Origin of the sequence: Acetobacter sp. (assembly GCF_047723915.1) — a bacterium.
GTDB lineage: Bacteria > Pseudomonadota > Alphaproteobacteria > Acetobacterales > Acetobacteraceae > Acetobacter.
In genome coordinates this window covers 139,025-152,956 of sequence record NZ_JBDOBQ010000005.1, presented here as the reverse complement: position 1 = coordinate 152,956, position 13,932 = coordinate 139,025, and the positions used below count along the sequence as shown (strand labels likewise).

General features: G+C 58.8%; 8 protein-coding genes. 1 reads left to right on the top strand and 7 read right to left on the bottom strand.

Annotation, left to right across the window (positions count from 1 at the left end; translation table 11 throughout):
* Positions 1-355 precede the first annotated feature (355 nt).
* From ABF990_RS05255 to ABF990_RS05230, 6 genes are all read right to left on the bottom strand, one after another.
* Positions 356-1,867, bottom strand: a complete 1,512-nt coding sequence (locus tag ABF990_RS05255) for a hypothetical protein (RefSeq protein ID WP_415506512.1) — start codon at positions 1,865-1,867, stop codon at positions 356-358.
* Positions 1,868-1,967: 100 nt separating this feature from the next.
* Positions 1,968-2,555: a hypothetical protein gene (locus tag ABF990_RS05250; protein ID WP_415506511.1), complete on the bottom strand. Its 588-nt coding sequence runs from the start codon at positions 2,553-2,555 to the stop codon at positions 1,968-1,970.
* Between the two features lie 258 nt (positions 2,556-2,813).
* Positions 2,814-5,615, bottom strand: coding sequence for a TraM recognition domain-containing protein (locus ABF990_RS05245; RefSeq protein ID WP_415506510.1), 2,802 nt, complete (start codon positions 5,613-5,615; stop codon positions 2,814-2,816).
* A 67-nt stretch (positions 5,616-5,682) separates the two neighbouring features.
* Positions 5,683-5,826: a hypothetical protein gene (locus ABF990_RS05240; RefSeq protein ID WP_415506509.1), complete on the bottom strand. Its 144-nt coding sequence runs from the start codon at positions 5,824-5,826 to the stop codon at positions 5,683-5,685.
* Between the two features lie 73 nt (positions 5,827-5,899).
* Positions 5,900-6,361 (bottom strand): hypothetical protein, encoded by a 462-nt coding sequence (locus tag ABF990_RS05235; RefSeq protein WP_415506508.1) that lies wholly within the window; start codon positions 6,359-6,361, stop codon positions 5,900-5,902.
* Between the two features lie 4 nt (positions 6,362-6,365).
* On the bottom strand, positions 6,366-7,085 hold the full coding sequence (locus ABF990_RS05230; RefSeq protein ID WP_415506507.1) for a hypothetical protein: 720 nt from the start codon (positions 7,083-7,085) through the stop codon (positions 6,366-6,368).
* A gap of 612 nt (positions 7,086-7,697) precedes the next feature.
* Here ABF990_RS05230 and ABF990_RS05225 point away from each other — a divergent pair.
* Entirely contained in the window at positions 7,698-9,452 is a 1,755-nt protein-coding gene (locus ABF990_RS05225; protein WP_415506506.1) for a ShlB/FhaC/HecB family hemolysin secretion/activation protein, read from the top strand.
* Positions 9,453-10,139: 687 nt separating this feature from the next.
* Here the strand turns inward: ABF990_RS05225 and mobF are convergent.
* Entirely contained in the window at positions 10,140-13,244 is a 3,105-nt protein-coding gene (gene mobF, locus ABF990_RS05220; protein ID WP_415506505.1) for a MobF family relaxase, read from the bottom strand.
* Positions 13,245-13,932 lie beyond the last annotated feature (688 nt).

Sequence of the window (13,932 nt, the reverse complement as noted above, 5' to 3'; positions counted from 1 at the left end):
GTGGTGGTGGCGGTGGCGGTGGACGGATTGCCGGGGGCGGTGGCGGTGGAACGAGCCGGGTCGGGGTCGGACGGAAAAGCAGTCCGGCTCCCAGGGCGCCCAGGCCGAGGGGGAGAGTGTTGCGTCCTCGATGGGGGTGATGCGAAGCCGGCTGAAGGGTTGCGGAAGGCGCAGGGAGGATGCCTCGGCTCCGCCGAGGGTCGCGGAAACGGCGGGGAGGCGGAGCCGACCCTGCCGCCCCTCGCTCTCAGCGCCCCCTTCAGCTTTCGTTGATCCCGCGTTTTGTCCCGCAAAGAAAAAGGCGGCTCAGTGGCCGCCTTTGAGGATGACATAGTCGTAATCAGAAAGCGAAGGGTCACATCCGGCGGGTCTGTTCTTCAGCCGGCTTCGGTTGCTCCGCCTGTTTCCTGTCGAAATAAGCGGCGGCGCGACCAAGCGCAGACAGCGGCTTCTTCGTCTCGGCCTTTTGCTCCCCCTTCTGGTCTGCCTGCTTCTGTTCGGCGGGCTTCGCGGCTTCGTCGCGCTTCCTGTCGAAGAAAGCAGCCGCTTTCCCCAAAGCCGAGACGGGCGCCTTCGTTTCTGCCTTCTGCTCGGCCTGCGCCGGGGCCTTCTCCCGCTCCGCCCCCTTCGCCTGCGCCGCCTGTGGCTCGCTCGCCCCGCCCAGGGACATCTCCGGCTTCAGTTCCTGCTCCAAACCGCGCTTTTCCTCGGGATTCTGCAACCGAGCCGCGTCACGCTGCCGATCACGCTCGCCCTGGGGCAGAACATGCGCGGCTTCTCGACCCAGGAATTCGGCGTCGTCGCGTTTCTGCCCGCGATCCGGGTCTGATTGGGTCAGGTTCGGACGGCGATCGTCAGTCTGGTCGCGGGATGCCGAGATGTCCGGCTGACGATCCCGCGCCCGCTCCTTCTCGAACGCCTGCTCGCGGAGTTCGGAGACCTCCTTGAATTTTTCAAGCGAACCGTCGATCGCTCTCCTCGTTTCTAGCGAGCAATGGTATCCCTTCCCGATACGCATGAACCGGTCAGTTGACCCCCCATCAGAAAAACTCAGATCGTCGCGTTTCTTCATTTCCTCGACGACATCACGAGACCTAGCGTATTCGCTGTCGATCCGCTTGTCGAGATCAGTCAAGGTGCTGGCCATTTTTTCGACCCGCTGCCAGTCTTTGTTTTCACCCTCCCTGTTGTCGATGCCGTTCCGCAGGTCGGCTTTGCGAACATCCAGTTCTTTGGACAGCGTATCAGCGATCTCATCGGCGCGGACTTCGTTCTCGACCAGCCCGGTCAACCCGTTGCGTTCGAATTCCTTGACAAGTTCCCTGCTGCTCATTTCAGCAGGGCTGCGGGGGTGCCCTTCGTTCTGTTCCCTAGCTTCCTTCTCCTTGATTTCATCCCAAAACTCAGCCGCGTATTCGCGCCGTTTAGAGAACATCTCGAATCGTTCGAGGGTGAGATCGATATTCTCTTTCGGGTCTTCCCAGCGGTGGACACCTTGCTCCTTGAATGTCTCGAACTTCTCCTTCGTCTCGCGATCCTCGATCGTCAGATCGTCACGCTTCTTCATTTCCTCGACCGTGTCACGAATCTGGTCGTGATCCCGATCGAGCTGCTTGTCGAGTTCAGCCACAATGCCGGCACGCTGCTCGACCCTCTGCCATTCCTCGTTCTCTTTCTCTCCTCTGTCGATCGCGCCCCGCAGATCGGCCCTGCGGTCATCCAGATCACTGGCCAGCCCTGACACGGCCTTCTCCGCGAAATACTCGCGCTCATTCGCGGCTTCTGTGCGCCTTTCAAATTCCCTGACCAGATCGGCGTTGCTCATGCCGGCAAGGCGCTTGCGATGTTCCTCGGGAGTTTCGCTCATCGTATTCACTTTCCTATTCAAACTGACTGCCCATTGCCGCCAGTTTCGAGGCGGCCCCAGATCAGGACTGCCTCGAAACCGGCAGAAACCACCGGCCGCCTTATCGTGAGACGGCCCGTGACTGCTGCGGAATCGCCGGCGCATCTGCGTTCTGATAACGGGTCATCATCTGCCTAAGCGGCGACACGAAACGCGGCGGGATTAAGGGCTTCGGTTTCGGCAGGGGAGCGGTGCGGCTCGCGGAATCCGCCTTGGGATCGCCCATCTTGGAATCTGCCTGCTTTGCATCTTCCATTTTGACGACCCGAGCCTGCTCCGGAGCGCGATCCTGCCGCCAGATGTCCGTAACACCCCTCGCGTCGCCCACGGCCAGCGCCCGCAGATGGGCGCGGCTGGGGAACGGCTCGCCAGGTTTCGACGCGAACATCCGGTCATCCGCCTCTTTCTGAAGATCGGAATCGGACATCGCCATCAAGGCTTCGTAATCCTTGCGAACATCGCTGTCAGGAGCGCGAATCTTCGTAATGACGTGCAGCGCATACCGCTCGTCTGAGCGCTCTTTCTCCGCCTGTTTATTTGAGATCAGACCAGCAGGAGCGGCTTGGACGAAGCCGACATTCCCGTCAGCGATGGTCTGGAAATGGCGTCGATAGACACGTTTCAGAAGATCATCTTCATGAAGTGACATGATTACTCTCCGTGCGTTTGCCGTGATTTGCTCCGGCATCCAGGCCGTCTGAGGTTTGACTTATCCTCAAGCGCTCGCCGCGCTTCAGGCGGTCTGGATGACTGAGCGTTCTTATTTATATTATAGCGCGGTTTTCAAATTTGCCGGGGGTGTTGCGGGGAGCAATGGGCATTGCGGTGGAGACCCGGACATGCTCCGGGCCTCCTGTCGTTCATCGCAAACGTCACTCACCGCGAGCTTTGCTCACCGCAAATCACATCACTCCGCCAGGTCAACGATGTCGATCGAGTGGCCCCCGGCACGCTGGACATAAGCGAGAGCGTAGCTGCCACCCTGTTTAATGTCCGTCGCGGTAAACAGAGGCTTATTATCGACGCCATTCCCGCGCATCTCACGCTCCTTGTCCTCTTGTCTCCAAAATGCGTCCTTTTGACTGCCGATGACCGAACCCCCGTCGTCCCTGAATGGGACGTGCTGCAAGATGAATCGGGGATCGAACCGCTTCAGGGGGCGCATCGGATGCGTGTTGAAGACGGGCGTCGCCGGACGCAGGCTGACCGCTTCAGCACCGGTCAGTGCGGGAACCGGCACATCAGGACGCTCGATTTCACGGACACCCTGCGTTTCGTAATAATCATCGTCGATGACCAGGCCGCGCAGGGTTTCGCCTGTCAATTTCTGGAAAAATTCCAGGGTCTCCTGTTCTTCGATACGCAGGCACAGCTTCGTTCTCAGGTTGTTCAACAGGTCTTGCGTGTGCTTGTCGCCCAGGCGCTTCTGAAGGCTCGGCAGACCCTGGGTCGCGGCGACCATAAACACGCCTGTCGAGCGAGCGATGTTGAAGAATTCCGCGTCACTTTCGCTGCCGCCTTTAGTAGCAAGCATCTGGAATTCATCGACCAGAAGCGCAACAGACTGCCGCTTTGCCGCCTCGGGATCAGCGATCTGGCGTTTGCGTGCGGCGATATACAGCCTGGTCTTGAGCCAGACAGCGACGACCTGGCCGACCGTTCCCCACTCGCTCTCACCCACGGCCACGGCGAGAATCCCGCCATTGAGGGCGAAATCGACATCTGTGACCTGATCTGCGGGCAACAGACCGGACGCGAAGCGGGCCGCGACCGGCGGAGCGCCCGCGAATTTTCCGGTGATTGTGCTCACGTTCGCAATGATGCCCGAGCGCGTATCGGACGCCATATTTTGCCACTCGCCTCTGACATAGCTGTGCGACATAACGACCTCGCGGGACTCAAGCATGTCTCTGAGTTCAGCCTCCTCGACCGTCAGGGCACGGCTGTTCGCTATCGCAACAAGAGCCTCACTCTCTGTCGCGATCCTGGCGGCGGCGTCTTTGATCGCATCCGGGTTTGTCGCCAGTTGAGCAATGCCCTGCAACGACCACGGTCTGAAATTCTGCCACGCCGTCGGCACGACATCCTCGTCCTGAGTCGCCTCAGTCTCAGATGCGGCCGAGCCGGAAGCGGCCAGGTCGTCGATGTCAGCACCGGAGGCCAGGAGGTCTTCCCATGAATCGGACGTTGCTTCGGTGTCGGTATGTTCTACGACATCCGCGTCCTGGACATCCTGGGCATCGCTTTTTACAGCGAGAGGATGCGGAATGATGCGCTCAAGCACACTGCACAGGACAGCAGAGTGATAGACGATGATCGACGCCTGTTCGCTCCAGAAGACATCTTCTTTCTCGCCAATGACCTGGGTTGTAACTGTCTTCAGCATCGTTGCGACTTCGAGAGGAGTCATTCCGGCGACGAGGTTGACGCCGAAATGCCCGTCGTCGGTTCCCAGCACGCGGACATCACCACGGCTTGCGATCTCGGGTAGGCCGACGAGGTCTTTATAAAGAACTCCTTTGCCATCAGTGATATAGCCACCGATCTTGCTGCCGTCCCCCCATTTCGCGGCGAAGATGCGCCGGGCCATCGGCTGAAGGAAGGCACGGGTCTTGCCTTCGCCGGTGCCGCCAAAGGCCACGACGTGCTGGCGGATCGATTCCGCATCGAGTGCAACGGTCTGACCGACGCCGGGTGAGCGCATCGAGCCACGGGCGCGGGCAATGCCTGTCGCCCGGCCAACGGTGATCGTCGGCGCGTCGGGGTTCATGAGCGCGAGATCGATCTGGCGGGCGTATGCCTCCTGCTCAGTCGCGCGGATGTCGGCGCGATTTGCCCAAGCGACAATGGAATCACGGGTCGGCGTTGCCAGAGCCGATGATGCTCGACCGAAATACGTCTGAAGCCCGCGCACGACATTGAAAAAAGCGAGGCCCGGAGCCATGATCGCCGCCGCAAGCAGGGCCAGCCCGATCGTGCCGATGGCGGAAACAGCGGTCGTTACGATCGCGTCCGCATACCAGGCGGCTTGCGGGGTGATCACATGCAGACCGCGTGCCCAGGTCGGATAGGGGATGGCGCTATGCAAGCCCTGGAGGCAGACGCTGACGACGGCGGCCGCAGCAAACACAATAGCCATACCGGCGGAATAGCGGACGCTCTTGTGAATCTGGGCACGGGAGATTTCGCTGATCGCATTGATCGTCATGTGACGCCATGCGAGCCAGGTAACCGGCACGCCGCCGGGCAGGCGTCCATCCCAGGTCGGCGGACGGACGAGGTCAGCGGGGATGTCGCGATACAGCCAGCGGTATTTCGTTTCGGGCCATGTGACATTGGCAGCCGCGCGGATGTCGCCCGCCAGAAGGGGATTGTTCGTGCCGGCCGTGCGGGCTTCGAGCCATTTATCCAGACGCTCGGGCGAGCAGAAAGCATCGATCCGTTCCTGGACACCGTGCGGAATCAGGCGGTCAATCAGCCGGCTCCAGATGCGGGAAGCGATCCGGCGCGGGGCGCGGGCGGTGCGGACACTCATACGCCAGGCAAGGGGCACGAAGGCCACGACAGCGGCGGTGATCGATGCGCCGACGATGACCTCGCCGGTCTGATGCAGGCTGGGAAGATTGAAGAGGGACGACACAAGCGCAGTCGTCGTATCGAGAGCGCCCGAGTCAGCGAGGTTTCCTGAGTTTTGACCGAAGAAATCCATTTTCGTTACTCGCTTCTGTTTGTGTCGGAACCGCATCCGGCGGCTCCGTGATGATGGGAGGGGGTGATCAGCCGTGCAGGAATGTGGCAACCCGCGTGTGGGTCGAGGTCACGTCGTAAACGGCGTCAGCCTTGGAGTAAGCGACTGCTCCGCCAGAGAAGATGGCTCCACCGGCGATGATGGCGGCGGCGATGATTGCGATAACAGGCATGGGTTCAATCCTTCGTATTTGCGTTTTCGTGTGGTCGTGTAAGCGGGTTTCAGGTTGTGGCGTCTGGGGGCGGTCAGGTGCGCTTCGGCTTCAGTTCAATCGCCATGGACTTCGCGCAGGACTCATGATCGAGCGCGGCCTTGATGCGCCGGGCGTTCGTCATCCCGCCCGCGTGCAGGGCCGTTTCCTCTCGGCCGATGCAGACGGCCAGGCCGGAACGGATGAACGCGCCCCGGCTCGGCTCCATTTCGGCGAACTGGATCAAGGCGGCATCGACAGCATCAGCCTGCTGGCGGGCCTGGGCATACGTCGTCGCCTTGTCCGGCACGCTCATGATGCGGTCGTTGATGAACTGCCCCATCAGATGCGGCTGTTCCGTCGCTGATACGTCATCGTTCAGAGAGACATGGGGCAGACCATCGACGTGAATCGGGCCGCAAGCTGTGAGTGCGACGGACAGACCGAGAAGGGCAGTCAGGCCGGTCGCTGCTCCGATCAGGCGGCGGGTGGAAGGGGTAACTTTCAGGATTTTCATGACGTTATTCCTTTTCGGTCAGGCTGTTGAGTAGAGCGCCGACGCAAGTGCGACGGAAATCGAGTTGCCGGAGTTGAGCCTCTGGGCTGGCCCTGTGATCGGGCGATTCAGCGACGGCCTTCTCGCCGATCGCGTCGGCCTGTTTGCTGCACGAGCCATAGCCGGCCACGACGCGGTCACTGACGGCCTTGTCGCTGTTGACGATGTTCGTGATCAGCGCATCGATCTCGATATTCGCCTGGATGCCCTCGGCCGGAGTTTTGGGCGGGTGCATCGCGGCGATCTCTGACGCGGCTTTGAGCAGAACAGGCGACGGCGTGTAAGCCGAAGCAACCGGTGCGACGGGGGCGGCCGGAGCCGGTGTCGCAGCAGGGATGGACGCAGAGGCGACAACAGGGGCTGACGCGGCCGTGGATGATGCCGCCTGAGCCTTTGCTTCTGCGGCTTTGCGTTCCGCTTCTGCCCGATCCTGCGCCGCCTTCATGGCTGCCTCAGCCTTGGCCTCGGCCGCACGCTGATAAACCGCTTCGTCTGCTGTGAAAGCGCGGTCGAACCATGCCGGCATTGCCAGGGTGCTGCCGCCAACGCCGGAGATCGCACAAACGGCAAGGACGATACCTGCGCTGTAAGCGACGCATGCCGGGGCATAGAACGGCAACAGCGCCGCCCTGGCCCGATGCCCGGCAACGTGGCCGGGGGTAATGAGTTTTTGGAACTCCTGCATAAGAGGTCTCCATGCTTGGCGAAGCGGGGGATCGCATCGCCGTCACTGTTACAATACCATATTTTCGCGCATCGCGCAGCAATGTGAGACAGCGATGGATGGAGCCGTTTCGAAAAAGATATGACTGAGACAGGAAATATCGGAACAGAAAGATAACCCATTGAAAAATATGGGTATTACGGCAGACCGCTTTGATGGGAAATAATTTGAGGGACATCGCGCAGCTAGGAATCGGATCGGCCAGGAATGGCGACGCTCGCCGCGTCTCTGGCGGTTTTCTGCGGTTTTCTGGCTATCGAGAAAATCCGATTCCTGTTGATTCCCGGATGGTTCCGGGGAGGATTCCCGATGATTCCCGCGTTCTGAAAAAATATGTTCTCAACGGGAAAATTTAGGAATCGGATGCTCCTGATTCCTGTCGGATTCCCGTTGTCGCTTCCGGGGTATTCCGCGTATGTGTCTGATATATAACGACATTGCCCAGCAATGCTCTGAGTGAAGGCTGAGACGGGCTGGGATAGACCAGATCATTGCGACCCGGCGAATTAAAATTCTCTGAAAAGCCACTATTGGAACTGCGGTTGTCGCGGTTCGGCTTCGGAGAACACGCACATGACTTTCCGCCATCTGATGATGACTGCGTCTGCTGTCGCATTGATTGCTGGCATTTCTTCAAATGCTCATGCTCAGGCATACAATCGGGTCGCGCCGCACGAGATTGACGAAGCCAGACCGTCACTGACGAACGGGCCGATTGCGACGCGGAATCTGCTGCCCGACAGCGACAAGGTCGGGGCGAAGCGGCTCATGGGGATTGCGATCATTGCCCCTGGCGCAGAGGGTGGTGTGCCTGATGGTGTTTTCATTGGCCAGGGCGTTGATGACACGCTCCGGAATCCGGCGTTCACCAAGACCCTGAACGCGCGGCTGGGCAAGCCGCTAACTATGTCGGACATCAACGCTGTCGTTGACAGTATATATAGAGTGTATCGCCGGGCGGGTCGGCCTTACGTTTTCGTCTCCATTCCCGCGCAGAAGATCAGCGACGGGTATCTGAAAATCATCGTTGACGAGTATTCCCTGAACCATGTCTCGGTGACGGGAAACCGCTGGTTCTCGACGCCTGATTTGCTCCAGATCGCGGGCCTGAGTGCTGGGCAGAAAATGACGCTGGGACGGCAGCAGGAGGCGCTTGACCGGCTGAACGATAATCCGTTCCGGTCAGCCGTTGCTGTCGCATCACCGGGGGGCGAGCGTGGACAGAGCGATGTGACGCTGAAAATTACGGATCATATGCCGCTGCGCGGTTATGCTGGTTACGATACGGGCGGGACACCGATACTGGGCCGGCAGGAGTGGTTTGCCGGGGGCGCTGTCGGGAACCTGCCGCTTGATGGGGTGCTGTCATATCAGTTCACACATGCTGTGAGCGAGCGATACTCAGCCCACGCTCTGAATTACTCGATGACGCTCCCGTGGCGCGACAAAATTCAGGTGTTTGGGGATTATGCCTGGGAGCGGCCCGAGATCACGATGGGCAGCCCGGTCGGCATGATTCACATGACTGAAAAAGGCCACTCAGGGCAGGCGTCATTTCGTTATCTGCACGATTTCCGGCCGTTCTTTATGGGAGATGTCCTGATCAGGCAGCAGATTTCGGGCGGGTTTGACTACAAGACAACGAACAACTCGATCGAGTTTGGCGGGGTCAATGTTTACGCGGGAAATGCGGATGTGGCGCAGTTTCCCATTTCATATCTGATCGACGAGACGGATAAATGGGGCCGGACGACGTTCAGGAACACACTGACGTTTTCGCCTGGCGGATTGACTGGGGGCAACAGCAAGAAAGCCATGCAGGCGATCGTGCCGGGGGCAAGCGGCAGTTACGTCTATGACACCATGTCGTTGTCACGGCTGACGTATCTGCCCTGGGGAATGTCGTGGTCGATGGACGCGGTCGGACAGGTGGCCAGTGGGAACCTGATGTATAGCAACCAGATCGGCCTGGGGGGGCTTTACACGACGCGGGGATACTTCACGAGTTCTGCTTACGGTTCCCAGGGGGTGACTGTTCAGAATGAACTGCACTCTCCGGCCTGGAGCGTCTTCAAGGGGTGGGATACCGAACAGGTCGGGGTGTTTGTCGATTATGGGCATGTGTCGCAGGTGACGCGGATTCCGCAGGGGGTGAACAGCCTCGATCTGGCGAGTGTCGGGGTCGATGCGCGGCTGAAAATCCGGGACTATCTGAGCGTGAATTTCAATGTGGGATGGCGGTTGCGGGGGATGCCAGAGGAGCGACGGGATGAGGGGTATGGGAATAAGGGGGCGTTTGGGAATGTTGCCCTGACTGTGGGGTTCTGACCGGGGGCTGCCCGCCTTCTATTTGATCTGAATGGCCTCTGCCCGACACTTGGGCAGGGGTTTTTCTTTGCTCTGAGCCGGGGCGGTTGCAGGGGACAGGTCTTTACGAGGCAAGCTGAAGGGGGGCCGCTGAGGCGATGGGTGAAGTGCCGCGCTCCGCCCGGCATGGTGGTTCGACGATCAGAGAGGTCAGGGATGGATGATGGTTCGAAACACTTCTGATCTCTCGTAAACGCCAGCGAGGCGGAGCCGAGCCTGCCGTCCACTCCGCTCGGAGGCCCCCTTCAGCATCCCCGAACCACTTCGAAGGATTCCGAACCGCTCCTGTCCCTACATCTGTCCCTACTGTCCCTACATGTACCTACATCGCTTTCCACCATGTAGGTACACCAAAAACGGCTGAATACCGCCACTTTCTTAGGGGGTGTACCTACGTACCTACATATTTTTCAAAATAGAGATATATACGCGAGCCTTTCTCCGATTGGCCTTGATCTCAATGGGATTACAAAGCCTCATAGCCCCTCCTTCTTATATACGTGTCTATTCCTCAAAATATGTAGGTACGTAGGTACACCCGTATCTTTGTCCATCAATATCAATCACTTAGCTGTCCCTACATGCCACTTAAATGTAGGGACAGATGTAGGGACATGGCTTCGGGATGTAGGGACGCCCCATGCAGGCTTATCGGCTCATACCCCGTCCAGCCTCGCGCCTCCTGGCCTCTTCCTCAGCCCGCCGCCGCGCCTCTGCCGCCATCCGTTCAGCCGCTTCCTTCTCGGCCTTTGCCGCCTTATCGTCGGGCTTCACCTCCAGCACGTCACCCTTCTCGACCTTCGCCTTCTTCTCGTTCGATTCAGCCCAAGCGTCCTTCATATCCTCAGCCCGCTGCGCTTCAGACGGCCCTTCCTCACGAGTCCTCTCCTGCATGACCTTGCGGCGGTCGATGTCGCCCTGGACAGCGTCCTGGGCCGTCCGCGAAAACGCCCATGCCATTCGATCCACACTGAAGTCTGCCGCGTTCCCTTTTTCTCTCGACTTCTGTCCCTCGTAGATGATCTGGCGGATTACCGTTTCCCGGCTCACCCTGTCCCCAGTGTTGTCCCGATCCTGGGCATCCGGGGCTTCTAGTTTTCCGGAGTTGCTGATCTGGGCCGTGACCCCATCGCGCCTGATCCGGTTGTCCCTGACGTTGATTCCGATGCGGGTTGTGTCCGTATAAAGATGGCAATCTTCTTTGTGGCGGGTCATTCCCACATAAAGACTTTCGCGATCCATCCCGGCGGCGTTCAGCACATAAGACCTGTCCACGCTCGCACCCTGGGCTGAGTGGACTGTGACTGCGTAACTGTGCTGGACACGGATCGGGCGTGTATCCACATCGTTCCCCGACGACCTCGAAAGCCGTTCCATCTCAGACCAGCGTGTCGTCACCTCAAAACCGCGATCGAAGGCGAGGGTCACGACTGGTTCACCGTCGGTATTGTCCCTGCAAACAGCTTTCACCGTGGCTGTGTCATTGTTCCTGACCATGTTCCCGCCGGCCCTGATATTCTCGCCGAAGATCAACCGGTCGCCCGTTGCCAGAGACAGCGATCCGGCCTTAGGCTTCTGTCCCCGGCTCAAGGCTTCAACATCAATATCCGACCCGGCAATCTGCCCCTCCTGACGCAACAGATTCCTCAGATCGGTGTTCAGCGCCTTGACCTCATTATGTGTCCGAGCCAGCACCAGTCTTGTTCCTGTCGGGTCGCGCCGAACGTCCCTGAGGTAGTCCTCAATCAGCATGCTTCTCAGTCCCTGACCCTCACCGATGACGATGCGGTCATGGCCGGCATACGCATTGACTGCCTGTTCCACGTCGCCTGAAGCGAGATGCTGGCTGGCCTGTCTCTGCCAGTCCACTTTCTGTCGCCTGATCTGGTTGATACGTTCCGTCCCGATCGTCTCCGAAATCAGCCGAAGCGGTGACCCTGGCGCAACGGGTTTGAGTTGCCGAGTGTCGCCAGACAGAATGACCTTTGCGCCCGCTTTCGCTGTTTCCCTGAGCAGTTCATTCATTTCATTTGTGCCAACCATGCCCGCCTCATCGACGATTACCACGTCATCGCGCGTCAGCCTTATTCTCTGTTTGTGTTCGGGGTCGGAAATGCGGTTCAGGAATGACCGCAGAACAGCGGACTGAGTCTGATCTGTGTCCGTGTCCCTGGCGACAACCGATACCGCCTGGTGGCTGGGCGCTGTTACCCACACGCGAAGGCCGGCGTCCCTGGCGGCCTCGGCAGCCGTTCCCAGCGAGAATGACTTTCCTGTTCCCGCTGAGCCTTCGACCACGGAGATGCCGTCCCTGTTCAGAGCGTGCCTGACCAGTTCCGCCTGTTCGTCGGAGATGGTTCCTTTTCGTGCAATCGCCGCTTCGATCAGGTCATCAGGAACCCGTTGCCCTTCACCCTTACGCTTGGTTGCGACACGCACGATCTGACGTTCCATATCGATGATCTCGGGTGTCGCGTAGGAGAGTTCCCGTGTCGCCGTCTTGTCGTTCCCGGTCAGTTCGATCAGGCGTTCCGAATTTCGTGCAGCGACCGCCATCGCAATCGCAGCATCGACCGTGATCGAACGTCCTTGACAATGCTCAAGGATTGTCCCGATGAGATGCCTGTCTTCAATGACTGTCTCGGTCGATGTCAGTTGCTCAAGTGCGCGTTCGAAGGCGGTCTGGCTGTCGGATGGGCGGGCGGATTTGTCCGCCGTTGCAGCCAGGGCCGATTCCCAGATTGATTCCTTCGTCCAGCCCTCTTCGCGGATTTCTCTGTCCCAACGCTCGTTCAGTTCCGCCCGTGTTGGCAGGTCGTCCTTTGACCCCCTCGTGTTCCGCGATATGTTCTCCGCCGCATCCCTGTGAGACGCCGTATCGATTCCCATTTCTCGGGCTTCGGCGACTATGTCATCACGGCGCTTTGAGAATTTCTGTTCCAAAGATTCTGGAACGCCGAGGATACGGAAGTTCCGATCATCCTTGACGGCTGTTACGCCAAGCCCGCGCTCCAGCCCCTCGATCAATGCCAGACGATAGATAGCGCCGATCTCCTGCTGATGTTTCAGAAGTTCCAAATTGTCGATGGTTCCTGTCGTGCCGTCTGCCCGGCGGCACACGTTTAGCAATACCGCATGAGTGTGAAGCTGGGGGTCACCAGAGCGGCTGGTTGTGTGAAGGAATGTCCCGGCCATCAGTTCCGCTGGTGTCTGCCTGTCCTTCCCGTTTTTCCCGCATCGCGTTACGATCAGGCCGTTCTGCTGTATATATTCCAATGCCTTGAAGACAGCTTCCTGTTGCACGTCTTCCATAATATCGCGTTGATCCCTGTTCCCGGCAGCCCACAGAACCGATACCGTTTTCGGGGCCGCGAATTGCAGATCGTAGCCTACTCTGTGTTCCCGTCCCTTCTGGGTAAGGATGTCCTGAGTAAGCGGATCACGACCGGCAGCAAGGTTCCTGAAATCCTTGGAGTCAACCTGAGAGCCGTCGATAACGAACGGGTATGCCTGTCCCACCTCAACGCGGGCGTTTGTCCACCAGACGCCCGGCTTTTCACCAGTTCCATTGTCCAGATAATAGCTGGCCCTGTCTCGATCAGACCAGTCTCCGCGTTTCCGGGGGGATGGATGGATTATTCCGTGCTGATTCGGATGTGGTTCCGATCCGTCCAGACCCGGCTGGTTTATCAGTTCCTGATTGACCGACTCAATGTAATACTCGACGGATGACAGCGGTGTGCAAGTGAACATGATTCCCGTTCCTCGAATGGGTATTTCCGTTCACTGATCGTAGTTCCGATTCCCGCATGAGGCTGGTTCCGAACGGGCGTTGATTCCTGTTCCCCGAAGGGATGGCTGGATACCGCCGTTTGAGCCTTGTCATTGTCGGAATCGGATTGCGGAACCGGGGCGGAGGGTGTCGCCTGCCGGGGCAGATACGAAGACGCGACCGAGGCGGAGCCGAGGGCTACCGGCACACGCTTCGCTCCCCCGCCGGAGGCAAAAAGGGGGTCTCACTGATTGTCTCGGTCAGGCCAGAATCCTGTTCCCGGAACCGCTACGGGTTTGCCTCGTAAACGCGCTCATTTTCTGTCCTGAGCCGGTCGGGGTCAGGGCAGAAAGCAGTCGGGTGATCGGCACGATTGTTCCCGACGCTTTTAACGAAGAAATGGCTGTTTACAGCCATTTCGAGTGCTTACGGGCGTCAGAGATGCGTGGTGTGTTGAAAAATATAATCTAGTAGATTTGGGTGTTTCGGTTTCGTAGCTGAATTTGCGGATTCATATCTATTTTAGGGAATTGGAGAATGAAATTGAGGATTAAATGATGATGTGAGGGATAGGGATTTGAATGGGGAATGAGAGGAATGAAATGGTGGAGTGAGGATGGGAATTGTGTAAGGGAAATTATATGGGTTGGTATCGTGAGGTTATGGGCG